The sequence below is a fragment of the Nonomuraea sp. NPDC050383 genome, from assembly GCF_044459125.1.
Lineage (GTDB): Bacteria > Actinomycetota > Actinomycetes > Streptosporangiales > Streptosporangiaceae > Nonomuraea.
The window spans coordinates 600,778-621,654 of the sequence record NZ_JBITIP010000001.1 but is presented as its reverse complement, the minus strand read 5'-3'; the positions used below and the strand labels follow the sequence as shown (position 1 = coordinate 621,654).

Sequence of the window (20,877 nt, the reverse complement as noted above, 5' to 3'; positions counted from 1 at the left end):
CGGTGCGGCGGGCGGTCATGACGGCTGGTTGAATGGCGGCATGTCCCTCGACCCGAAGGTCGCCGAGCGGCTCAAGCGCAACGGCGACGGGCTGGTGCCCGCGATCGTCCAGCAGTACGACACGGGCGAGGTCCTCATGCTCGCCTGGATGGACGACGAGGCGCTGCACCGCACCCTCACCACCGGCAGGGCCACCTACTGGTCGCGCAGCCGCGCCGAGTACTGGGTGAAGGGCGCGACCTCCGGTCACGCGCAGCACGTCAAGGCGGTGTCGCTCGACTGCGACGGCGACACGCTGCTCGTCCAGGTCGACCAGGTGGGCGCCGCCTGCCACACGGGCGACCGCACCTGCTTCGACGCCGACCCGCTGGAGGTGTCGGCCACGCCATGACCGGTCCGCACGACCCCGGCCACAGGGACGCCGCCCGAGCCGCCGAGCCCTCGCGAGCCCCTCATGCCTCCGAGACCGCAGGGGACCCCGCGACCCAGGCCGACGCAGGGGCCCGCGAGCCTCTGGAGACCACCCGCGCCTCCGGCTCCCAGGACGCCGCTGGGGCCCCGCCGGCCTCCCCGAGGGCGCGGGGGCGTGGCCGTGAGCTGTGGCGGTGGGTGGCCCTGACGGCCGCCGGCTGCGCGCTGGTGCTGTTCGCGGCCACCCGCGCCTGGATCACGGTGCGGGCCGGGCACGCCACCGGCGTCCCGGGCGGCGCGGGAGCCGATCCCGTGACGCCCTCCGGCGGCGACCTGGCCCCCGTCCTGACGCCGTTGGCGCTGGCCGGGCTCGCGGGCGTGGTGGCGGCGCTGGCCTCGAAGGGGCTCACGCGCCGCCTGGTGGGGGCGTTGCTGACGCTGTGCGGGCTGGGCGCCGGGCTCGCCACGTGGCTGGCGGTGGCCGGCGACGCCCCGACGGTGTGGCTGCGCGAGCACGACGCGCTGCGCGGCCTGGGCTCCTTCACGTGGGAGGTCGTGGCGGCCTGGCCGGCGCTGTCCGCGATCGGGGCGGCGCTGATGGTCGCGGGCGGGGTGCTCGCCGCCGTGCGCGGCCCCCGCTGGGCGGGCATGTCCGACCGCTACGAGCGGACCCCGGCGGCCGGGCGCCCACGGGTGTCCGACGACCGCGCTCTGTGGGACGCCCTCGACCGGGGCGACGACCCCACCTGAGGCTCCAGCACCTGCCCGGCGGCGCCGGTTTCGTCCTGGAACGACCTCTCTGAGGCGTCTGTCGCAGTCGCGGCTGTCGCGCCGAGGTTACAACTCGCCGTCGGTGTCCCCGCCCGGCGGACCGCCGTTCCCCTTGTCAATAAGCTGCCCCTGAAACGGGCCACGACGACGGAGGATCGACATGGGCTACGGGGACCAGAGCGGCAGCGGAGGATACGGTTCTCAGCCGCCCGGTGGAGGATACGGTCAGCAGCCTCCGAGCACGGGCGGCCCCGGCCAGCCGCCGCCCGACGGCGGCTACGGCCAGCCGCCGGGCGGCGGCCAGGGCTACGGCCAGCAGTCCGGCAGCGGCGGATACGGCGGGGGGTACGGCGGCCAGTCCGCGAGCGGGGGCTACGGCGGGCAGCCGTCCGGCGGCCACGGCCAGCAGGGCTATGGCCAGCAGGGTCACAGCCAGCCGGGGTACGGCCAGCAAGGCTATGGGCAGCAGGGCTACGGGCAGCAGGGCTACGGGCAGCAGGGTTACAGCCAGCCGGGGTACGACCAGCAGGCGTACGGCCAGCAGGGCTACGGCCAGCAGGGCTACGGCCAGCAGCCGTACGGGCAGGCCCCCTACGGGGCGTACGGCGCTCCCCAGCCCCGCACCACCAACGGCCTGGCGGTCACCTCGCTCGTCCTCGGCATCGTGGGCCTGGTGTTCTGCGGCCTGACCAGCATCCCCGGCGCGATCGTCGGCCACATGGCGCTCAGCCGGATCAAGCGGACGGGCGAGGAGGGGCACGGCATGGCCATGGGCGGCCTGGTCACGTCGTACATCACGATCGTGCTCTGGGTGGTCCTGTGGTTGCTGTTCGGCAGCATGTGGCTGGCGCTCATGGGCCTGGCCACGGCCGGCGCGGCAGGGTCGTCCTGACCTCTCCCCACCTCTGGTGAGCCGCGTGACCCGATCACGGATACTTCCGGTCTGATCACAAATTGTCCGCAAAGTGGACGTATACCCACGTCCGAGATGGTTTGTCGCTAGGCTGCCGCGCGCAACTCGCCTGAGATGAACACATGAGGAGTCACAGCATGAGCTACGGGAACCAGGGCGACGGCGGCTACGGCGCCCAGCCCCCGGGCGGCGGTTACGGCCAGCAGCCCCCGAGTGGTGGCGGCGGTTACGGCCAGCAGCCTCCGAGCGGCGGCGGCTATGGTCAGCAGCCTCCGAGCGGCGGTGGTTACGGTCAGCAGCCTCCGAGCGGCGGTGGCTATGGTCAGCAGCCCCCGAGCGGCGGCGGTTACGGCGGTGGCTACGGCCAGCAGCCCCCCGGCGGCGGCTACGGCCAGCCCGGCGGCTACGGCGCCCCGCAGACCCCGCCGGACAACCACCTGGTCGCCGCCATCCTGACCACGCTGTTCTGCTGCCTCCCCCTCGGCATCGTGTCGATCGTGAAGTCGTCGCAGGTCAACTCCAAGTGGCAGGTCGGCGACTACCAGGGCGCGGTGCAGGCGTCGGAGGAGGCCAAGACCTGGTGGAAGCGCTCGCTGATCGTGGGCATCATCTGGTGGGTCCTCGTGATCATCGGGTACGTCGTCCTCTTCGTGATCGTCGCGGCGAACGCCCCGAGCACCACGTACTGATGGGTATGGCGAACATCGAGTGGCGCGGCCACGACCGGCTGCGGTCGGTGCTCGCGCCACTCGGCGTCGCCGCCGCCACGGGCGTGGTCTTCGCCGTGGTGGGCACGATCGACCCCAACGAGCCGGGTCACTACCCGACGTGCCCGTTCCTGTGGGCCACCGGCCTGTACTGCCCCGGCTGCGGCACGCTGCGCACCATCCACGCGCTGGCCCACCTCGACCCCGTCGCCGCCGTGGGGCTCAACCCGCTCGCTGTCGCGATGATCCCGTTCCTGGTGTTCTGGTGGGGACGCTGGCTGGTGCGCGCCTGGCAGGGCCGGCCGCGCAGGACGACGCTGGCCCATCCGGCATGGCTCTGGGCGTTCCTCGCCGTGGTCCTGCTCTACTGGCTGGTGCGAAACCTTCCCTTCGGGGCATTCCTCGCGCCCTAGCCGGGGCCGGTGGCCGAGCGACGCCGCCGGGGCCGATACCATCGCAAAGACAGGCCGGGAGCGGACGCGACGCGAACTTCCTGCCATCCCCTACTGCCGACCGGAGGGATCCCAAGCGCGTGAGTGAGCGGACGGAAGGACCGAGCGTCCTCGACGACATCCTCGACGGGGTGCGTGCCGACCTCGCCGCACGCCAGCAGGCCGTGTCGCTCGACGAGCTCAAGCGGCAGGCCGAGCGGGCTCCCGCCCCCCGGGACGCGCTCGCGGCGCTGGGCGGCTCCAGGGTCTCGGTGATCGCCGAGGTCAAGCGTTCCAGCCCGTCCAAGGGCGCGCTCGCCGCGATCGCCGACCCCGCGGCGCTGGCCGCCGACTACGAGGAGGGCGGCGCGCACGTCATCAGCGTGCTCACCGAGCGCCGCAAGTTCGGGGGCAGCCTCGACGACCTCGCCTCGGTCCGCGCCCGGGTCGACATCCCCATCCTGCGCAAGGACTTCGTCCTCACCTCCTATCAGCTCTGGGAGGCCCGGGCCCACGGCGCCGACCTGGTGCTGCTCATGGTCGTGTGCCTGGAGCAGGAGGCGCTGGTCTCGCTGATCGAGCGGGCCACCTCCATCGGGCTGACGCCGCTGGTCGAGGTCCACACCGAGGAGGAGCTCGACCGCGCCGTCGCGGCGGGCGCCCGGGTCATCGGTGTCAACGCGCGCAACCTCAAGACACTCGAGGTCGACCGCGACGTCTTCGCCAAGATCGCGCCCAAGATCCCGGATAATGTGATCAAGATCGCGGAGTCGGGCGTCCGCGGACCGCATGACCTGCTCGCCTACGCCCGCGCCGGCGCCGACGCCGTGCTGGTGGGCGAGAGCCTGGTCACCGGCAAGGATCCGCGCAAGGCGGTGGAGGCGCTGGTGACCGCCGGCGCCCATCCGGCGACGCGCCCCGACCACGGAGCAGAGGGACAGCAGTGACACACGAGGGCTCCATCCTGACCGCCGCCGACCTGGCCGGCAACGGCGTCCACGGCGACGATCCCGACAGGAACGGCAAGTTCGGCGTCTTCGGCGGGCGCTACGTGCCGGAGGCGCTGATCCCGGCGCTCGACGAGGTGGCCTCCGTCTACGAGAAGGCCAAGACCGACGCGCAGTTCCTGCAGGAGTTCGACCACCTGCTGCGCACGTACGCGGGCCGGCCCACCACGCTGACCGAGGTGCCGCGCTTCGCCGAGCACGCCGGCGGCGCGCGCATCATCCTCAAGCGCGAGGACCTCACCCACACCGGCGCCCACAAGATCAACAACGTGCTCGGCCAGGCGCTGCTGACCAAGCGGCTCGGCAAGAAGCGCGTCATCGCCGAGACCGGCGCCGGCCAGCACGGCGTGGCCACGGCCACCGCGGCGGCCCTGCTCGGCCTGGAGTGCGTCATCTACATGGGCGCGGTCGACTGCGAGCGCCAGGCCCTCAACGTGGCCCGCATGAAGCTCCTCGGCGCCACCGTGGTCCCCGTCCACAACGGCTCCTGCACGCTGAAGGACGCGATCAACGAGGCGTTCCGCGACTGGGTGACCAACGTCGACACCACCCACTACCTGTTCGGCACCGTGGCCGGACCGCACCCGTTCCCCGAGATCGTGCGCGACTTCGCGCGGATCATCGGCGTCGAGGCGCGCCGCCAGATGCTGGAGCTGACCGGCGCGCTGCCCGACGCGATCTGCGCCGCCGTCGGCGGCGGCAGCAACGCGATCGGCATCTTCCACGCCTTCATCGGCGACGGCGACGTCCAGCTCCACGGCTACGAGGCCGCCGGCCACGGCCTGGACAGCGGCGAGCACGCGCTCACCCTCACCGCCGGCTCCGTCGGCGTGCTGCACGGCTCGCGCACCTACGTCCTGCAGGACGAGGAGGGCCAGACGATCGAGTCCCACTCGATCTCGGCCGGCCTCGACTACCCGGGCGTCGGCCCCGAGCATGCCTGGCTGAAGGACACCGGCCGCGCCACCTACCACGGCGTCACCGACGACCAGGCGATGGCCGCCTTCTCGCTGCTGGCCAGGACCGAGGGCATCATCCCGGCCATCGAGTCGTCCCACGCCCTCGCCGGGGCGCTGGACCTCGGCCGGGAGCTCGGGCCCGAGGCCACGATCCTGGTCAACCTGTCCGGGCGCGGCGACAAGGACATGGGCACGGCGATGAAGTACTTCAACCTCTGACACCGGCCCACCCCCTCGCGGGGCCGTGAGCCGGCTCCGCGAGGTCTCCTCCGCCCCAGGCGCGGCCCGGGCGGGGTCTCCTTCGCCCGGCGCGGGCGGGGCCCTGGTGACGGCATGATGGGAAGGTCGGCGGCGAAGCGGCCTCCGACCACCGAGAACGGACGATCATGACTACTCTTCAGACGGTGTTCGCCAAGGCGAAGACGGACAACCGGGCCGCGCTGGTCGGCTACCTTCCCGCGGGCTTCCCGTCCAAGGACGGCGCCATCGCCGCCGCGGCCGCCCTCGTCGAGGCGGGCTGCGACGTCATCGAGATCGGCCTGCCCTACTCCGACCCGCTCATGGACGGGCCGACCATCCAGGACGCCGTCCACCGGTCGCTGATCAACGGCACCCGCATCGCCGACGTCATGCGCACCGTCGAGGGCGTGGCCGCCACCGGCGCGGCGACGCTCGTCATGACGTACTGGAACCCGATCGACCGCTACGGCGCCGAGCGGTTCGCCCGCGACCTGGCGAGCGCCGGCGGCGTCGGCACCATCACGCCCGACCTGACGCCCGAGGAGGCGGGCCCGTGGCGCGAGGCCTCGGCCGCCGCGGGCATCGACACGGTGTTCCTGGTGGCGCCCAGCTCCACCGAGGAGCGCATCCAGGCGGTCGTCGACTGCTGCACCGGGTTCGTGTACGCCGCGTCGCTCATGGGCGTCACCGGAGCCAGGGAATCCGTCAACGTCGCGGCCGAGGGCCTGGTCAAGCGCACCCGTGCCCACACCGACCTGCCGGTGTGCGTCGGGCTCGGCGTCGGCACGGGCAAGCAGGCGGCCGAGGTCGCCGGCTACGCCGACGGCGTCATCGTGGGGTCGGCGTTCATCCGCCGCATGCTCGACGCGCCGGACGAGGCCGCCGGCCGCGCCTCGATCGGCGAGCTGGCCCGCGAGATGTCCCAGAGCGTCCGCTCCCGCGCCTGACCTCCCGGCTCCGCCCGCCCTTCTGGCGGACCTGTCGTCGCTGACGACACGCCCGGGCTCGCGCCGATGAGGTGCGGCCCGGTCGTGTCCGTCCCATGCCGATGGTGGCGCGTCTTGACACGTGCGAGTCGGGAGATGTCAGTATCTCGGGGAGAGTCTCCGACGAAGGACACGTATGCGCCGTCCCGCCGCGCTCGCAGCCGCCCTCGCGTTATCCACCGTCTTCTCCCCCCTCGCTTCCTTCCCCGCGCTCGCATCCCCGCCGGCACCCACGCCCGCCCCGGCGCCGCCGACGTACGAACTGGCCTCCCCCGAACCGGAGCCGGAACCGGAGGCAGAGCCGGAGCCGGACCCCGAGTCGTCGGGTGGCACCACGATCCAGGGCCTCGCACCCCGGCCCACCACCGTGGCCACGCCCTTCACGATCTCCTCCGACCGGCTCACCGTCGATCTCGACCCGGCCTTCCCGCGCGTCCTCGGCTACACCGACCGCGCCACCGGGGCCACGCTCGGCGGCAGCACCGGCGTGCCCGCCGTGGTGGTGAACGGGCAGCCCTACGACGTCACCGTCCGGCAGGCCGGTCACGACGCCGCGAGCGCCCGCTACCGCCTCGCCTTCCCCGAGTTGCCCGGCGTGCGCCTGACGGCGAGCGTCAGCGTCCGCGGCCGGGTGACGACGTTCGCCGTCGACGAGGTCGCCGACACCGCCGCCTTCCGCGTCAACACGATCGACCTGCCCGGCCACGACCTGGTCTCGGTGGCGAGCGACCAGCCGGGCGCGGCCACCGCGTTCACCCGCCTCGACCCCGACTCCACCCGCACCGCTGACGTGTTCGCCGCCGTGACCGGGGCGACCCCGGCCGACGCCGCGCCGGTCGGCGCCACGTACGCCATCGTGAACACCGGCCGGCTGGCCGCCGCCGTCGAGTCCGACTCCAGCTACGACCGGCCGGCCGGCCCCACCGGCAAGGACGCCGCCCGCCTCTGGCACCAGGCGAGGAAGGACGCCGACGGCACTGTCAGGGTCGGCGTGTGGAGCGGCCAATGGACCCACCGGGCCACCGGCTCCCCGTTCACCGAGGAGCGTCCCTGGGCCAGGGTCGTGGTCACCGGCGACGCCAACGGCGACGGCGACCTCGACTGGCAGGACGGCGCCGTCGCGTTCCGCGAGATCGGCGTCAAGGCCCCGGGCGCGGACAGCACCAAGGACCGGGTCGTCACGCACATCCCGTTCAACTTCTCCAGCCAGGCCACCCACCCGTTCCTGCGCACCCTGGACGACGTCAAGCGCGTCTCCCTGGCCACTGACGGCCTCGGCCAGCTCGCCATCCTCAAGGGCTACCAGTCGGAGGGCCACGACTCGGCCCACCCGGACTACGGCGGTCACTACAACGAGCGCGCCGGTGGCCTGGACGACCTCAACACGCTGCTGAGAGCCGGCCGGCGGTGGAACGCCACGTTCGGCGCCCACATCAACGCCACCGAGGCACACCCGGAGGCCCGCGCCTTCGGCCAGCCGCTCGCCGACCCGAAGGCCAAGGGCTGGGACTGGCTCGACCAGGCGTACCTGATCGACCAGCGCGGCGACCTGACCCGCGGCACACTCGCCGCGCGGCTCAGACGGCTGCGCCAGGAGACCGACCCGAACCTCGCGCTGCTGTACGTGGACGTGTTCCGGCCGTTCGGCTGGGTCGCCGACCGCACCGGGCGCGAACTGCGCGAGCAGGGCTTCCAGGTGGCCACCGAGTGGTCGGACAAGCTCGAACGCTCCTCCCTGTGGTCTCACTGGGCGAATGACCTCAACTACGGCGGCGCCACCAACAAGGGACTGAACTCACAGATCATCAGGTTCATCCGCAACGGCGAGAAGGACGTCTGGAACGCCCATCCCATCCTGGGCAACGCCCGGATCGTCGAGTTCGAGGGATGGACCGCGGAGAACGACTACACCGCCTTCTCCCGCAACATCTGGGAGAACAACCTGCCCGCCAAGTTCCTGCAGCGCCACCAGATCCTCGACTGGAACGCCGACGAGATCGTCTTCTCCGGCGGGGTGCGCGGCACCACGGCCGCCGGCCGGCGGCACCTGTACGCGGGCGGCCACATGGTCCTCGACGGCGGCGCGTACCTGCTGCCGTGGGACGGGCGCCTCTACCACTACAACGCCGCCGGAGGCGAGACCACCTGGGACGCCGACCGGCCGCTGACCGTCTACCGGCTCACCGACCAGGGCCGGGTCCGGACCGGGACCGTGACCCCGGTGGACGGCCGGATCACGCTGCGCGCCGAGCCCGGCGTGCCCTATGTGCTCTACCCCGGCCGCGCGCCCGCCCTCCCGGACCCCGCGTGGGGCGAGGGGAGCGGCGTTCGCGACCCCGGCTTCGGCGACGACCGGCTCCGCGCGTGGACGACCGGTGGAGCCGTCGGCGTCGAGACGAACGCGCTCGGCCACCGCGTCGCCCTGCTCGGCGGCGACGCCCCGGCGAGCCTCGAACAGCGGCTGACGGGACTGCGCCCCGGCGTCCCCCACACCGTGTCGGCCGCCGTGGAGATCGAGCCCGGCCGCACCCGCCCGACCACGCTGGAGGTCACCGGCCCCGGCCTGCGCCGGAGCGTGACGCTCACCCGCTCGACGGCCAGGAACTACATCGCCTCCGACGAGAAGCACGACACCTTCTTCCAGCGGGTGCCGCTGCGGTTCACGCCCCGGGGGTCCTCCGTGACGCTCCGGATCGCCGCCGGCGACGGCTCCGGCCGGGTGCGCGTGGACGACGTGCGGCTCATGCGGACCGCCGCGCCGGGGCCGGTGGAGACGTTCGAGTCGCCGGAGCCGGGATGGGGGCCGTTCGTCAAGGGCGACGCCGGAGGCGCCTTCGACGCCCGCACCCACCTGTCCGAACGGCACGAGCCGTACACGCGGGCGGGCTGGAACGGCAAGGCGGTCGACGACGTCATCGCCGGCCGGTTCTCGCTCAAGGCGCACGAGGAACGGCGTGGCCTGGTCTACCGCACGGTCCCGTGGACCGCGCGGTTCGAGCCGGGCCACGCCTACGAGGTGTCGTTCCGGTACCAGAGCGCGCTGGCCGGCGCCTACACCTGGGTGACCGGCTACGACAAGGGCGGCGAGTCCGTCGAGACGCGCGGCACGCCTTTGCCGGAGCGGCGCGTCACGACCCGGTTCGCCGAGCGGGTGGTGGCCGGCTGCGGTGACGTGTGGGTGGGGCTGCGCTCGCTCCAGGCAGAGCAGGAGGGGGCCGACCTCGTCCTGGACGACTTCGCCGTCAGGGACCTGGGGGAGGCCCCCGAGACCGGGGCGTGCGCGCCGCCGGCCGACACGCCGGGGTTCCAGCAGGAGCGGCGGGTGAGGTGACCGTCCGGTTCACCGGCCGCGAGGACGTGCGGCGGGCGAGGTGACCGGCCGGTTCCCACCGGCCGCGAGGACGTGCGGCGAGCCGGGTCCCGCGAGGCGACGGCGCCGTGCGAGCTGACGGCCGGCCGCCGTGGTGGCCGTTATGTCTAGCTTGTGGTGGACGACGGCGGAGACGGCGTGGGAAACGACCACGCTGACCGGGAAGGCACGCGTTTCCGCTGCTAGCCTGGATCAGGCCCGGGACGTCGCGAAACTCCAGGCGGAGCCACCTTTCCGCCTTAACCGACGCTTATCGGCTCCGTGATCGGATGGTCTCCGGGCAACCCGCGCGCATCCCGGCGCGGCCGCAGCGTGGAGACGAGGAGAGGGCCCGTGATCGCGTCGTCTGTGTCACTGCCAGCGAGATCAGCGATACCCTTGGTGACGACCGCCGCCCGGCTCGTCCTGGGCGGGGTGCTGATCGCGGCCGGCTGGCTGAAGATCGGCAACCCGTCCGACAGCGTCGTGGCGGTCAAGGCGTACCAGCTGCTGCCCGACTCGGTCGCCACGACGGTGGGCTACGGCCTGCCGATCCTCGAGATCGTGGTCGGCGTGCTGCTGGTGGTCGGCCTGATGACCAGGGTGGCCGGGGTGGTCGCCGCGCTGCTGATGCTGGCCTTCGTCTTCGGCATCGGCTGGGCGTGGGCCCACGGTCTGCGCATCGACTGCGGCTGCTTCGGCGGCGGCGGTCAGCTCGGCGTCGGGCAGGAGCCGTCCTACCTGCTCGACATCCTGCGCGACTTCGGCCTCGTGCTGCTGGGCGCCTGGATCGTCCGGTTCTCGCCGGGCGCCTTCGCGCTCGACTCGCCGCTCGGCCTGGCCGGCGACACGGGGCAGCGCGGGCAGGGCGACGGCGACCGCGCCGACACGGAGGGGGAGGCATGACCATGAGCAAGGGGGAGCGGATGAAGTCGGCACGCGAGAAGATCAAGGAACAGCAGGCCGTGGAGCGCGTGCGTGAGCGGCGCAGGCGCACCATGACCTACGTCACCGTGGGCGTCGTCGCGGTGGCCGCCGTCGGGGCCGGCTGGCTGTACGCGGCGAGCAGGTCGCAGTCGGAGGAGGCCGCGAGCGGCACGCAGGCGCCGGTCACCGTGCAGCCCGACGGCTCGGTGGTGATGGCCATGGCGGGCGTCGACAAGCCCGTCCTGGACGTCTACGAGGACTTCCAGTGCCCCGCCTGCAAGCAGTTGGAGACGGTCAGCGGCCAGACCTTCAAGAACCTCGCCGCCGAGGGCAAGGCCAAGGTCGTCTACCACCCGATCTCGATCTTCCAGCAGGAGCCCACCAAGGGCAACTCCCAGCGGGCCGCCGCCGCCGCCCGCTGCGTCGCCGACGGCCGGCAGTGGCTGGCCTTCCACGACCTGCTCTACAAGAACCAGCCGTCGGAGACCGTCAAGGGCTTCACCACCAGCGACCTCGTGAGCTGGGGCAAGGAGGCCGGCGTCACCGCCTCCGGCTTCGAGCAGTGCGTCACCTCGCAGCAGCACGCCCAGGCCCAGAGCGCGTACAGCGCCAAGATCATCAAGGAGCAGAAGATCCAGGGCACGCCCACCGTGAAGCTCAACGGCACGGACCTGCCCAACAATGTCGCCTTCGCGCCTCAGCAGCTACGCGATCAGGTCACGAAGGCGGCCAAGTAGTCCGGTGTCCGCTACCCTCACCGACATGCCCCTTGCCTCGATTCCCAGCCCTGCCCAGGGGGTCTGGTATCTCGGAATCATCCCGATCCGGGCCTACGCCCTGTGCATCGTCGCGGGTGTGATCTTCGCCGTCTGGTTGAGCGAGCGCCGCTGGCGCGCCCGCGGCGGCCAGAAGGGCACGATCATCGACATCGCCGTGCCCGCGGTGATCTTCGGCCTCATCGGCGGCCGCCTCTACCACGTCATCACCGACTGGCAGACCTACTTCGGCGAGCGCGCGATCAAGCCCGCCTACAAGGCGCTGTTCATCTGGGAGGGCGGCCTCGGCATCTGGGGCGCGATCGCCCTCGGCGGCGTCGGCGTGTGGATCGCCTGCCGCCGCCGCGGCCTGTCGCTGAGCGCCGTGGCCGACACGGTGGCGCCGGGCATCGCGTTCGCGCAGGCCATCGGCCGCTGGGGCAACTGGTTCAACCAGGAGCTGTACGGCAGCCCGACCACGCTGCCGTGGGGGCTGGAGATCGACCAGATGCACGGCGGGGAGCCGGGGGTGCTCTACCACCCGACGTTCCTGTACGAGTCGCTGTGGGACCTGGCGCTGGGCTTCGGGCTGCTGCTGATCGGCAGCCGGCTCACGCTGCGCCACGGCCGGCTGTTCGCGCTGTACGTGGCGGGCTACACCCTGGGACGGTTCTGGATCGAGGGGCTGCGGATCGACCCCGTGGGCGGGGTGGACCACGCCGTGATGTTCCTGGGGCTGCGCCTCAACCAGTGGACCGCGCTCGTGGTCTTCGTCGGGGCGCTGATCTACTTCTGGGCGACACGCAACAAGGACGCCGTGGAGCACGTGGTCCCGCCGCAGGCCCACTCCCTCGAAGGACTCGCAGGACTCGAAGGCGAGGACGGGCAGGCGGCGGACCCCGCCCACCCCGCCGACCAGGCGGACGAGACCGAGGCTCCGGCGGCCTCCTCCCCGGGAGACGACGAAGAGACGGGCGGCTCCGCCCGTACGGGTGCCGTGGAGCCGGGGGAGCGCCCGGAGGGTAGCGTTGATCCCGAGGGCGAGCCGGAGGCGGAGGGGCCGGACCGGGCGCCCGGTGAGCACGCCAGGGCAGAGGAGAAGCACGCGCGATGACCGGACGCGCGGAGATCCACCACCAGCATCGCGACGTCACCGGCGGCTGGCTGCGGCCGTCGGTGTTCGGCGCCATGGACGGCCTGGTGTCCAACTTCGCGCTCATCGCCGGTGTCGCCGGCGGCACCTCCGACACCAAGGTCGTGCTGCTGGCCGGGGGCGCGGGCCTCGCGGCGGGTGCGTTCTCCATGGCCGGCGGCGAGTACGTGTCGGTGGCCAGCCAGCGCGAGCTGGCCCTGGCCGAGATCGCCGTCGAGCGCCGCGAGCTCCAGCACAACCCCGAGGCCGAGCAGGCGGAGCTCGCCCAGGCCCTCGTCGACAAGGGCGTCCGGCCCGACACCGCCGCCGAGGTGGCCGCCCAGATCTCCCGCGACCCCGAGGTCGCCCTGGAGGTCCACTCGCAGAACGAGCTCGGCGTCGATCCCCACACCCTGCCCTCGCCCAGGGTGGCGGCCCTCTCGTCGTTCCTGTCGTTCGCGGTCGGCGCGATCCTGCCGCTCGTCCCCTACCTGTTCGGCGTCACAGGTCTGCTGCTGTCGGCCGTGGTGTCCTGCGTGTCGCTGTTCGCCGCGGGCGCGGTGGTGTCCACGGTGACGGCGCGCAGCTGGTGGTACACCGGCCTGCGCCAGCTCTTCGTCGGCGCGCTGGCCGCCGGGCTCACCTTCGCCCTGGGCAGCCTGATCGGGGCGTCCGGGCTGTGACCACCACCAAGCAGGCGCCGCGCAAGCGGCGCCGCCCGCCGCGCTCGGACTGGCAGCTTCCGCTGCTCACCGACCTGGGCCTCGCCCCCAAGCAGCAGAAGATCATTGTGATCGTCGCCACGGTCATCGGCGTCGTCGCCGCCTCGTACGCGCTCGTCGTCGCCGTGACCTCGCTCGGCAGCGGCTACATCTCCAAGCGGGAGCCCGGCGGCACGGTCGGCGGCGACGCGCTGCTGCCGGCCACCTACCACGCCTGGGCCTCGCCCAAGCTGTTCGAGCCGGTCCTCGACCGGGCCAAGGACGCCAAGCCGCTCACCGACAAGGAGGTCTTCGCCCAGAAGACCCTCACCGGCGAGAAGAAGCTCACCCTCAAGCTCGCCGCCCACCGGCTCGACGCCGACTGCGCGGCCGCGGTGTGGGGCGAGGAGCTGCGCGAGCAGGTGGCCGACGCCGAGTGCAGCCAGGCCGCGCGCGGCCTCTACACCAGCTCCGACGGGCGCTACATCGGCCAGTACACCTTGCTCAACCTGCGCGACGGGCAGGCCGCCGGGCAGCTCGTCGACGCGCTCAACCTGGGCTACCGGGGCGGCTGGGTCCAGCCGCTGGCCGCCGGCGCGACCGCGTTCCCCCGGGGCGGCCACTCCGAGGGCGCCGGCTACGCGCTCGGCCACTACGTCGGCCTGGTGTGGCTGGCCAAGACGGACGGGTCCGAGCCGACCGCCAAGGACGACTTCGTCTCCCTCGCGCTGGCGCTGCGCGGCGCCGAGAAGGCCGTCTACCGGCGGGTCGTCACGATCACGGGACCGAGGTCCTGATGCGGCGCCGTCTCATCGTGGCACCGGCGGCCGTCGCCGGGCTCGCGGTGGTCGCCGCCGGGGCCTGGCTCTGGCTCGGCCGTGACCAGCCCCGGCCGGCCGCGCTCCGCAGTGAGCGAACCTCCGCCCTGTACTCCGTCATCGACTCCCGCCAGGCCGACGCGCGGCCGTTGACGGTGGACGAGGTCTTCACCGCCGGCACCGCCACCCTCGGCACGCTGCGGCGCGTGTCGGCCGAGCAGCTCGACGACTGCGAGGACGCGCTGTGGGGGGTCTCCGCCGCCGGGTGCACCCAGGCGCTGCGGGCCACGTACGAGGGACCGCAGGGGGTGGCGGGCCAGTTCGTCATCTTCAACCTGGCCGACGGGCGGGCCGCCGACGCCCTCGTGGCGGCGCTCGGCAAGAACGGTTTCGTCCGCCCCGCGGCGTCCTTCGACGCCGCCCGCAGCCGGGCCGCGGCGCGGGCGATGGGCCACTACGTCACGGTGAGCTGGGTGGGCACGTCGGAGGGCGGGAAGGGCGCGGACCTGGTGAGCGCGCTCATCTCCCTCGACCGGCTCGGCCACGTGGTCCAGTCCCGCGTCCTCGCCGCCGCCTGACGCGCCCCGGGCCTTCCGGGGCTCCTACGCGGTCAGGTGGCCTCCGAGGACAGCTCCCGCGTGAGCGTGTCGAGGTCGGCGAGCCGGGGGGAGGCGTCGAGACGGGTGGCCGTGGCGACGAGGATGAGCTCCGTGACCGCGATCTCGTGGGTGAGGGGCGCGATCGGCCCGGCCGCCTCGCGGGGCAGCCGTACCAGCACCTCGGCCTCGTCGGCCAGTGGCGACTCCCAGGCGTCCGTGACCAGGATCAGCCGGGCTCCGCGCCCCCGCGCCGCCCGGACGAACCGGGCCGTGTCGGGGGAGTAGCGGCGGAAGTCGTAGGCGACCACCACGTCGGAGGGTCCCAGGTCGAGCAGGGCCCGTGCGCGGGCCGGCGGTGTCTCGGGGACGCGGCGCGCTCCCGGGCGGAGGCCGGCGAGCTGGCGGACCAGGTAGTCGGCGGCCAGCTCGCTCAGCGGCCCGCCCAGCGCCCACACGCCGCCCGCCGCGGCCAGCCGGGTCGCGACCGCGTCCAGCAGCGGCCCGGTCACCGCCGCCAGGGCGCCCTCCAGGCCGGCCCGCAGCTCGTCGGCGGCGCGGACGGGGTCGGGCGGCCGGGTGACGAACTCCCGCAGCCGTGACCGGTCCGCCTCCCGGGCGCCGGCCCGTACCGCGGCCTGGAACTCGGCGAAGCCGGCGAAGCCCAGCCGGCCCACCAGACGGGAGGCGGTCGGCGGGCTGACGCCGGCCCGCTCGGCGAGGGCGCGCAGCGAGCCGAGCGCCGCGAACGGATAGTCGTCCAGGATCACCCGGGCGATCGCCCGCTCGCCCGGAGGAAGCTCGGAATAGACCTCACCGAGGCGGGCCGCCAGCGCGTCGGACTCCATGTTGACAGATGTTACACCAGACCCGATTTGGTCAGGTGGATGAAACGAATGTTATGGTCACGGGTATGGGCACCTGGCATGGACTGATCGACAGCGCCTACCGGCGCTGGCTCCCCGTCACCGACGACACCCCCTCCGTCTCCCTCCACGAGGGCAACACCCCGCTGCTCCGCTCCGCCCACCTGTCGGCGCTGACCGGCTGCGACGTGTGGCTGAAGGTCGAGGGCGCCAACCCGACCGGGTCGTTCAAGGACCGTGGCATGACCATCGCGGTCAGCCGGGCCGCCCAGGCGGGCGCCGAGCTGGTCATCTGCGCCTCCACCGGCAACACCAGCGCCTCGGCCGCCGCCTACGCCGCCCGCGCCGGGCTCGCCGCCGCCGTCCTCATCCCGCGCGGCGCCGTCGCGCTCGGCAAGCTCGGCCAGGCCGTCCGGTACGGGGCGCGTATCGTGGAGATCGACGGCACCTTCGACGACTGCCTGCGCGTCGCCCGCGAGCTGGCCGCCCACCACCCCGTCGCGCTGGTCAACTCCGTGCGCAACGAGCTGCGGCTGGCCGGGCAGCGGACCGTGGCGTACGAGATCGTCGACGCCCTCGGCGACGCGCCCGACCTCCACTGCCTGCCGGTGGGCAACGGCGGCAACATCACCGCCACCTGGCGCGGCTACCGGGCCTACGCCGCCGAGGGCCCGGCCACGCGCACCCCTCGGATGTGGGGATTCCAGGCGGCGGGCGCCGCCCCCCTCGTCCTGGGCGCGCCCGTCGCCGAGCCCGCCACGGCGGCCAGCGCCATCCGCGTCGGCAACCCGGCCACCTGGGACGGCGCCGTCACGGCCCGCGACGAGTCCGGCGGCCTGATCGCCGCGGTGACCGACGAGCAGATCTTCGACGCGTACCGCATGATCGCCCGCCATGACGGCGTCTTCGCCGAGCCCGCCTCGGCCGCGGGCGTCGCCGGCCTCCTCGACCAGCACGAGCGCGGCAACCTGCCCGCGGGGCGGCGCGTCGTCATCACCCTCAGCGGCGACGGCCTCAAGGACCCGGACGCCTCCCTGCGGGACGGCTACACCTCCACGCGGACGGGAGCGGCGACGGGCGAAGTGGCCCGCGCCCTGAACCTGGCCGCCTGACCCGGTGCCCGGATAAAACCGCTTGTCGTCGGGAGAGCATGAGGAAACGCGCATTTTAGCCACCCCCGCGTGTCGCCGGTTGGGGCAAGGGGAGGAATTCCCACGCAGCGTCGCCCGCGTGAAAGGAATGCCGCCATGGGCCAGGATGCCGATGTGCTGATCATCGTGCCCGCGCCTCAGCAATTCCAGGACGCCACCGGCATCGCGTGGTGCACGGCGTCCGACGGCGACTCAGGTCTGGTCATCTCCGGCTTCAGCCAGGACGGAAAAGAGGTGGGAACCCTCACGGCGGGGTTCTCGGACGGCATCGAGCTGGTCATCGCCGAAGGCTCCGAGCAGACCACGCTCACGGGCAGCATCTCGGCGCCGCAGGGCTACACCTACGAGGTCGACGGCCAGGAGGTCGGGCAGTGGGGGAGCTTCTCCCTCCACAACACCGAGGCCGGCGGCAATCCCGCCTTCACGGAACTCCTCCAGAACTGGGCTTTCGTGGGCGACTCGTTCATCACCGTTGGATACGCGCTCCAGAACGAGAACATGCGGAGTTTCTCCTGCCGGGCGCTCGCCACGGGGATGCTTCTGGAGGGCGTCAGATTCATTGTCGACCAGGACAACTTCCAGGAATGGAGCAGAATAGGGGACGCCGCCCTCACTTACCTCGGCAACGATTGCGGCTCCGCCTCCATGTGAGAATGCGCGGTCGATCCAGGCGGGGGGAGCGATGAAGGGGTACGACTTCGAGGGGCCGGCGCTGGAACTCGGCGCGCTGGTGCGCGCGGACGGCGCCGCCGATCCGGCGGAGCGGATCAGGATCCCCCTGAGCATGCTCAACCGGCACGGACTGGTGGCCGGCGCCACCGGAACCGGGAAGACCAAGACCCTCCAGCTCATGGCCGAGCAGCTCGCGGCCCAGGGAGTCCCCGTCTTCCTCGCCGACATCAAGGGCGACCTGTCCGGGCTCGCCTCGCCGGGCACGGCCTCCGACCGCGTCACCCGGCGTGCCGCCGAGGTCGGGCAGACCTGGCAGCCCGTGGCCTGCCCGGTGGAGTTCTTCTCGTTGGGCGGGCTCGGGTCCGGCATCCCGATCCGCGCCACCATGACCGCCTTCGGGCCGACCCTGCTGGCCAAGGTCCTCGGACTCAACGAGACGCAGGAGTCGTCACTCGGACTGATCTTCTACTTCGCCGACAAGCACGGCATGCCGCTGCTCGACCTCAAGGACCTGATCGCGGTCATCCGGTATCTGACCGCCACGCCGGAGGCGCTGAGCGGGATCGGCGGGCTGTCGGCGGCGACGGCCGGGGTCATCCTCCGCGCCTTGACCAACTTCGAGGCGCAGGGCGCCGAGGCGTTCTTCGGCGAGCCGGAGTTCGACGTGCGCGACCTGCTCCGGGTGACGCCGGACGGCCAGGGGACGGTCTCCGTCCTCGAACTGCCTGCCGTACAGGACCGGCCGCAGCTCTTCTCCACCTTCCTGATGTGGCTGCTCGCCGACCTCTTCCACGAGCTTCCCGAGGTGGGCGACGCCGACAAGCCGAAGCTCGTGTTCTTCTTCGACGAGGCGCACCTGCTGTTCGACGACGCGTCCAAGGCGTTCCTGCAGTCGATCGCCCAGACGGTGCGGCTGATCCGGTCGAAGGGCGTGGGCGTGTTCTTCGTGACCCAGACGCCGAACGACGTGCCGGGCGACGTGCTGGCCCAGCTCGGCGCGCGGGTGCAGCACGCGCTGCGCGCCTTCACCCCGCAGGACGCCAAGGCGCTCAAGTCCACCGTCTCGACCTTCCCCGCCTCCTCCTACGACCTGGAGCGGCTGCTCACCGAGCTCGGCATCGGCGAGGCCGTCGTCACGGTCCTGTCGGAGACGGGCGCGCCGACCCCGGTGGCCTGGACGCGCCTGCGCGCCCCTCGGACGCTCATGGCGCCGTCGAGCCCGGACGTGATCGCGAACGTCATCGCCGCCTCGCCGCTCCAGCAGAAGTACGGCACGGCGATCGACCGCCAGTCCGCCTACGAGATCCTCGCCGCGAAGCTGGCCCCGGAGCGGCCCGCCGAGACTCCTGCGGCCCCCTCCGGCCAGACCCGGCGCGAGCCGGAAGGGCAGCGGGAGCGGGAGGAGCCGAAGCGGTCCGTGCTGGACAACGTGCTGGAGTCGAAGGAGCTCCGCTCCCTGGCACGGTCGGCGGCGTCCGCCTTCGGCCGGGAGATCACCAGATCCATCTTCGGCACCGCTCGCCGCGGCCGACGCTGAGCCGTTGTCTCGCGTTCGCTCCGGTGACGATCCCGAGGGACGCACCGTCGAGCGTGGGAGGAGGGCGTCTTCCCAGCAGCCGGACACGGCCGGCTCGATGGACGCCGTCGGCCCGTAGCGGACAGGCGGGACGGCCGGCGGGCGCGACTTACCCGGCGGCCAAGGGCGCGCTGGAGGCGGCCGCGAAGGTGCTCGCCGTCAGGGAGGCCGGGCACGGCGTGCTCACGAACGTCGTACGGCCCGGCTTCACCCTCACCGACCGGGTGCTGTCCACGCCGTGGCTCGGGCAGGGCGCCGTGGACGCCGGGAGCGCGGAGACGCCGACGGGACGTATCTGCACGCCGGAGGACGTGGCGTCGGCGGCGGCCTACCTCGGCTCGGCGGCCAACAGGCACGTCAACGGCGAGATCCTGTCGGTGGCGGGCGGCCGGCACCCCACCCGCTAGGAGGACCGGGGGCGCGGGGCCGCCGTGGTCGAAAGGGGGCCTGCCCCGGGTCCCGGTCGGTGGAAAGCGGGCCTGCTCCGGGCCGGCGGAAGGGGACGGGGCTCGGCAGCGGGGGGGTGGGCCGCGGTCAGTGGCGGATCGTCTGGATGTAGGCGGTCGCCGTGCCCGTGGCCACCGGCCTGCCGTCGGGGCCGGTCAGCTCGCCCGCGAGGAAGCACACCTCCCTGCCGCGCCGCACGACCCGGCCCCGCCCCACGAGCCGTCCCGGACGGGCCGGGCGGAGGAACTGGACGTGGAGGTCGAGCGTCGGCGCGAACCGGTCGGCCGGCAGCGTGAGGGCCAGCGCCGGACCCATGGTGTCGTCGAGCATCGCGGCCAGGAAACCGCCCTGGATCACGCCCACGGGGTTGGTGAACCGCTCACCGGCCTCGAACGCCACCTCGATCGTGCCCTGCTCCGGGTCCACCGCGATGAGCTCCCATCCCAGGGTGGCCGCCGCGGGCGACGGCGGGACGCGCCCCGCGATCACGTCCCAGATCGTCCCGCGCCGGTCCGTCCCCGCATCTGTGGCGTGTCGGCCGGTCTCCGTGTCCATGGGACGCATTCAACAGCGCGCCACCGACATTTCTCCGGCCGGCACCCGAGAAGGCTCACGTGGGCGGCTCCCCCCTCGACCGTCAGGACGGCGGGGGCTCGGGTGGGTCCGGGGTGAGGAGGCTCAGAGGGCGGCCGCGGCGGCGGTCAGGGCGGCGCCCGCGTCCGGGATCGGCTCGCCGTGCCCGACGCAGGCGACCTTCACGTCGAGCCGCGCCAACCGGGCGAACGAGCGGAGCACCTCGGCGCGGTCCAAGTTGAACACCCCGGGCAGCACCCGCCCGCCGACGTGCGCCACGGTGTCCCCGGTGAACAGCACTCCCGGCCCGGGCAGGTGGACGGCGATGCTGCCGTCGGTGTGCCCCGGCGTGGCGATCACCCGGGCCCCGCCGCCGAAGGCGATCACGTCGCCGTCCTCCAGCTCGCGGTCCACGCGGCAGGGCGGCGCGGGCGGTAGCAGGTGGGCGCCCAGGTGGCGGTGCAGGGCGCGTTCCTCGTCGGTGAAGGCCGGCGCCGGGCCGGGCACGTCCCCGCGGATCACCGGCGCCTCCCGCCGGTGCGCCATCACGCTCACCTCGCCCCAGCCGGCGATCTCCGCCGCCGCGCCGCAGTGGTCCTCGTGGAAGTGGGTGAGCACGACCTGCCGCACGTCCGTCGTACGGCGGCCGAGCCGGCCGAGCGCCTCGGCGATGTCCGGGCCCGAGGTGGCGATGCCGGTGTCGACGAGGGTCAGCGCGCCTTCGTCGTCCCACACGTACATCTGCCCGAACTCCAGCACCACCAGGTGCAGCTCAGGGCGGATCTCCACGATGTCCACAGCGATGTCCCCCTCTCGTCGGAGTCCCAGCGAAGCGGCCGGCCGGTCCCGTGTCCAACAGCGGTTCACGCCGGATTGACAACCGGTGGTT

General features: G+C 73.0%; 22 protein-coding genes. 19 read left to right on the top strand and 3 right to left on the bottom strand.

What is annotated here, in order from left to right; translation table 11 throughout:
• Positions 1 to 40: 40 nt before the first annotated feature.
• The 15 genes from hisI to ACIBG4_RS02690 all read left to right on the top strand — a co-directional run bounded on the left by hisI (position 41) and on the right by ACIBG4_RS02690 (position 14,685).
• Positions 41 to 391 carry a phosphoribosyl-AMP cyclohydrolase gene (gene hisI / locus ACIBG4_RS02760; protein WP_310709286.1) on the top strand — a complete coding sequence of 117 codons (351 nt, stop codon included), beginning with the start codon at positions 41 to 43 and terminating at the stop codon, positions 389 to 391.
• Positions 388 to 1,161, top strand: a complete 774-nt coding sequence (locus tag ACIBG4_RS02755; RefSeq protein WP_397200387.1) for a Trp biosynthesis-associated membrane protein — start codon at positions 388 to 390, stop codon at positions 1,159 to 1,161. Before hisI ends, ACIBG4_RS02755 begins: the two co-directional genes overlap by 4 nt.
• A 181-nt stretch (positions 1,162 to 1,342) precedes the next feature.
• Entirely contained in the window at positions 1,343 to 2,074 is a 732-nt protein-coding gene (locus tag ACIBG4_RS02750) for a DUF4190 domain-containing protein (protein ID WP_397200386.1), read from the top strand.
• Positions 2,075 to 2,232: 158 nt separating this feature from the next.
• Positions 2,233 to 2,784 (top strand): CD225/dispanin family protein, encoded by a 552-nt coding sequence (locus ACIBG4_RS02745; RefSeq protein ID WP_397200385.1) that lies wholly within the window; start codon positions 2,233 to 2,235, stop codon positions 2,782 to 2,784.
• A 5-nt stretch (positions 2,785 to 2,789) separates the two neighbouring features.
• Entirely contained in the window at positions 2,790 to 3,215 is a 426-nt protein-coding gene (locus tag ACIBG4_RS02740; RefSeq protein WP_310709282.1) for a DUF2752 domain-containing protein, read from the top strand.
• A gap of 119 nt (positions 3,216 to 3,334) precedes the next feature.
• Positions 3,335 to 4,180: an indole-3-glycerol phosphate synthase TrpC gene (trpC, locus tag ACIBG4_RS02735; RefSeq protein WP_310709281.1), complete on the top strand. Its 846-nt coding sequence runs from the start codon at positions 3,335 to 3,337 to the stop codon at positions 4,178 to 4,180.
• A 17-nt stretch (positions 4,181 to 4,197) separates the two neighbouring features.
• Positions 4,198 to 5,418, top strand: coding sequence for a tryptophan synthase subunit beta (gene trpB / locus ACIBG4_RS02730; RefSeq protein ID WP_397200692.1), 1,221 nt, complete (start codon positions 4,198 to 4,200; stop codon positions 5,416 to 5,418).
• Positions 5,419 to 5,585: 167 nt separating this feature from the next.
• A complete protein-coding gene (gene trpA / locus ACIBG4_RS02725) occupies positions 5,586 to 6,386 on the top strand; it encodes a tryptophan synthase subunit alpha (protein ID WP_397200384.1) in 801 nt (266 codons plus the stop codon).
• 175 nt (positions 6,387 to 6,561) lie between these two features.
• Complete coding sequence (locus ACIBG4_RS02720; protein ID WP_397200383.1) at positions 6,562 to 9,756, top strand: endo-alpha-N-acetylgalactosaminidase family protein; 3,195 nt, start codon at positions 6,562 to 6,564, stop codon at positions 9,754 to 9,756.
• Between the two features lie 420 nt (positions 9,757 to 10,176).
• Positions 10,177 to 10,680, top strand: coding sequence for a MauE/DoxX family redox-associated membrane protein (locus ACIBG4_RS02715; RefSeq protein WP_397200382.1), 504 nt, complete (start codon positions 10,177 to 10,179; stop codon positions 10,678 to 10,680).
• Entirely contained in the window at positions 10,677 to 11,438 is a 762-nt protein-coding gene (locus ACIBG4_RS02710; RefSeq protein WP_397200381.1) for a DsbA family protein, read from the top strand. Before ACIBG4_RS02715 ends, ACIBG4_RS02710 begins: the two co-directional genes overlap by 4 nt.
• A gap of 25 nt (positions 11,439 to 11,463) precedes the next feature.
• Positions 11,464 to 12,570, top strand: coding sequence for a prolipoprotein diacylglyceryl transferase (lgt, locus tag ACIBG4_RS02705; RefSeq protein ID WP_397200380.1), 1,107 nt, complete (start codon positions 11,464 to 11,466; stop codon positions 12,568 to 12,570).
• Positions 12,567 to 13,271: a VIT1/CCC1 transporter family protein gene (locus ACIBG4_RS02700; protein ID WP_397200379.1), complete on the top strand. Its 705-nt coding sequence runs from the start codon at positions 12,567 to 12,569 to the stop codon at positions 13,269 to 13,271. Before lgt ends, ACIBG4_RS02700 begins: the two co-directional genes overlap by 4 nt.
• Positions 13,268 to 14,086 carry a hypothetical protein gene (locus ACIBG4_RS02695; RefSeq protein WP_397200378.1) on the top strand — a complete coding sequence of 273 codons (819 nt, stop codon included), beginning with the start codon at positions 13,268 to 13,270 and terminating at the stop codon, positions 14,084 to 14,086. Before ACIBG4_RS02700 ends, ACIBG4_RS02695 begins: the two co-directional genes overlap by 4 nt.
• Complete coding sequence (locus tag ACIBG4_RS02690; RefSeq protein WP_397200377.1) at positions 14,086 to 14,685, top strand: hypothetical protein; 600 nt, start codon at positions 14,086 to 14,088, stop codon at positions 14,683 to 14,685. Before ACIBG4_RS02695 ends, ACIBG4_RS02690 begins: the two co-directional genes overlap by 1 nt.
• 32 nt (positions 14,686 to 14,717) lie before the next feature.
• Here the strand turns inward: ACIBG4_RS02690 and ACIBG4_RS02685 are convergent, their stop codons facing one another.
• The gene (locus ACIBG4_RS02685; RefSeq protein ID WP_397200376.1) at positions 14,718 to 15,551 is read right to left on the bottom strand and encodes a MurR/RpiR family transcriptional regulator; all 834 of its coding nucleotides are present in this window, start codon (positions 15,549 to 15,551) and stop codon (positions 14,718 to 14,720) included.
• 65 nt (positions 15,552 to 15,616) lie between these two features.
• Here ACIBG4_RS02685 and thrC point away from each other — a divergent pair, with 65 nt between their 5' ends.
• The 4 genes from thrC to ACIBG4_RS02665 all read left to right on the top strand — a co-directional run bounded on the left by thrC (position 15,617) and on the right by ACIBG4_RS02665 (position 19,375).
• The gene (gene thrC / locus ACIBG4_RS02680; protein ID WP_397200375.1) at positions 15,617 to 16,681 is read left to right on the top strand and encodes a threonine synthase; all 1,065 of its coding nucleotides are present in this window, start codon (positions 15,617 to 15,619) and stop codon (positions 16,679 to 16,681) included.
• 135 nt (positions 16,682 to 16,816) lie between these two features.
• Complete coding sequence (locus tag ACIBG4_RS02675; protein ID WP_397200374.1) at positions 16,817 to 17,371, top strand: hypothetical protein; 555 nt, start codon at positions 16,817 to 16,819, stop codon at positions 17,369 to 17,371.
• A 31-nt stretch (positions 17,372 to 17,402) separates the two neighbouring features.
• Positions 17,403 to 18,929, top strand: coding sequence for a helicase HerA-like domain-containing protein (locus ACIBG4_RS02670; RefSeq protein WP_397200373.1), 1,527 nt, complete (start codon positions 17,403 to 17,405; stop codon positions 18,927 to 18,929).
• A 23-nt stretch (positions 18,930 to 18,952) separates the two neighbouring features.
• Positions 18,953 to 19,375, top strand: coding sequence for an SDR family oxidoreductase (locus ACIBG4_RS02665; RefSeq protein ID WP_397200372.1), 423 nt, complete (start codon positions 18,953 to 18,955; stop codon positions 19,373 to 19,375).
• 127 nt (positions 19,376 to 19,502) lie between these two features.
• On the opposite strand, the gene ACIBG4_RS02660 is transcribed toward ACIBG4_RS02665, so the two are convergent.
• Positions 19,503 to 19,970, bottom strand: coding sequence for a PaaI family thioesterase (locus ACIBG4_RS02660; RefSeq protein ID WP_397200370.1), 468 nt, complete (start codon positions 19,968 to 19,970; stop codon positions 19,503 to 19,505).
• A 123-nt stretch (positions 19,971 to 20,093) separates the two neighbouring features.
• Positions 20,094 to 20,786 (bottom strand): MBL fold metallo-hydrolase, encoded by a 693-nt coding sequence (locus ACIBG4_RS02655; protein WP_397200369.1) that lies wholly within the window; start codon positions 20,784 to 20,786, stop codon positions 20,094 to 20,096.
• Positions 20,787 to 20,877 lie beyond the last annotated feature (91 nt).

Coding starts and splice junctions, on each gene's coding strand:
- ACIBG4_RS02700 (WP_397200379.1), top strand. CDS start 12,567: ATGACCGGACGCGCGGAGATCCACCACCAGCATCGCGACGTCACCGGC.
- thrC (WP_397200375.1), top strand. CDS start 15,617: ATGGGCACCTGGCATGGACTGATCGACAGCGCCTACCGGCGCTGGCTC.
- ACIBG4_RS02750 (WP_397200386.1), top strand. CDS start 1,343: ATGGGCTACGGGGACCAGAGCGGCAGCGGAGGATACGGTTCTCAGCCG.
- lgt (WP_397200380.1), top strand. CDS start 11,464: ATGCCCCTTGCCTCGATTCCCAGCCCTGCCCAGGGGGTCTGGTATCTC.
- ACIBG4_RS02675 (WP_397200374.1), top strand. CDS start 16,817: ATGGGCCAGGATGCCGATGTGCTGATCATCGTGCCCGCGCCTCAGCAA.
- ACIBG4_RS02660 (WP_397200370.1), bottom strand. CDS start 19,970: ATGGACACGGAGACCGGCCGACACGCCACAGATGCGGGGACGGACCGG.
- ACIBG4_RS02690 (WP_397200377.1), top strand. CDS start 14,086: ATGCGGCGCCGTCTCATCGTGGCACCGGCGGCCGTCGCCGGGCTCGCG.
- trpA (WP_397200384.1), top strand. CDS start 5,586: ATGACTACTCTTCAGACGGTGTTCGCCAAGGCGAAGACGGACAACCGG.
- ACIBG4_RS02740 (WP_310709282.1), top strand. CDS start 2,790: ATGGCGAACATCGAGTGGCGCGGCCACGACCGGCTGCGGTCGGTGCTC.
- ACIBG4_RS02720 (WP_397200383.1), top strand. CDS start 6,562: ATGCGCCGTCCCGCCGCGCTCGCAGCCGCCCTCGCGTTATCCACCGTC.
- ACIBG4_RS02755 (WP_397200387.1), top strand. CDS start 388: ATGACCGGTCCGCACGACCCCGGCCACAGGGACGCCGCCCGAGCCGCC.
- ACIBG4_RS02745 (WP_397200385.1), top strand. CDS start 2,233: ATGAGCTACGGGAACCAGGGCGACGGCGGCTACGGCGCCCAGCCCCCG.
- hisI (WP_310709286.1), top strand. CDS start 41: ATGTCCCTCGACCCGAAGGTCGCCGAGCGGCTCAAGCGCAACGGCGAC.
- ACIBG4_RS02710 (WP_397200381.1), top strand. CDS start 10,677: ATGACCATGAGCAAGGGGGAGCGGATGAAGTCGGCACGCGAGAAGATC.
- ACIBG4_RS02670 (WP_397200373.1), top strand. CDS start 17,403: ATGAAGGGGTACGACTTCGAGGGGCCGGCGCTGGAACTCGGCGCGCTG.
- ACIBG4_RS02685 (WP_397200376.1), bottom strand. CDS start 15,551: ATGGAGTCCGACGCGCTGGCGGCCCGCCTCGGTGAGGTCTATTCCGAG.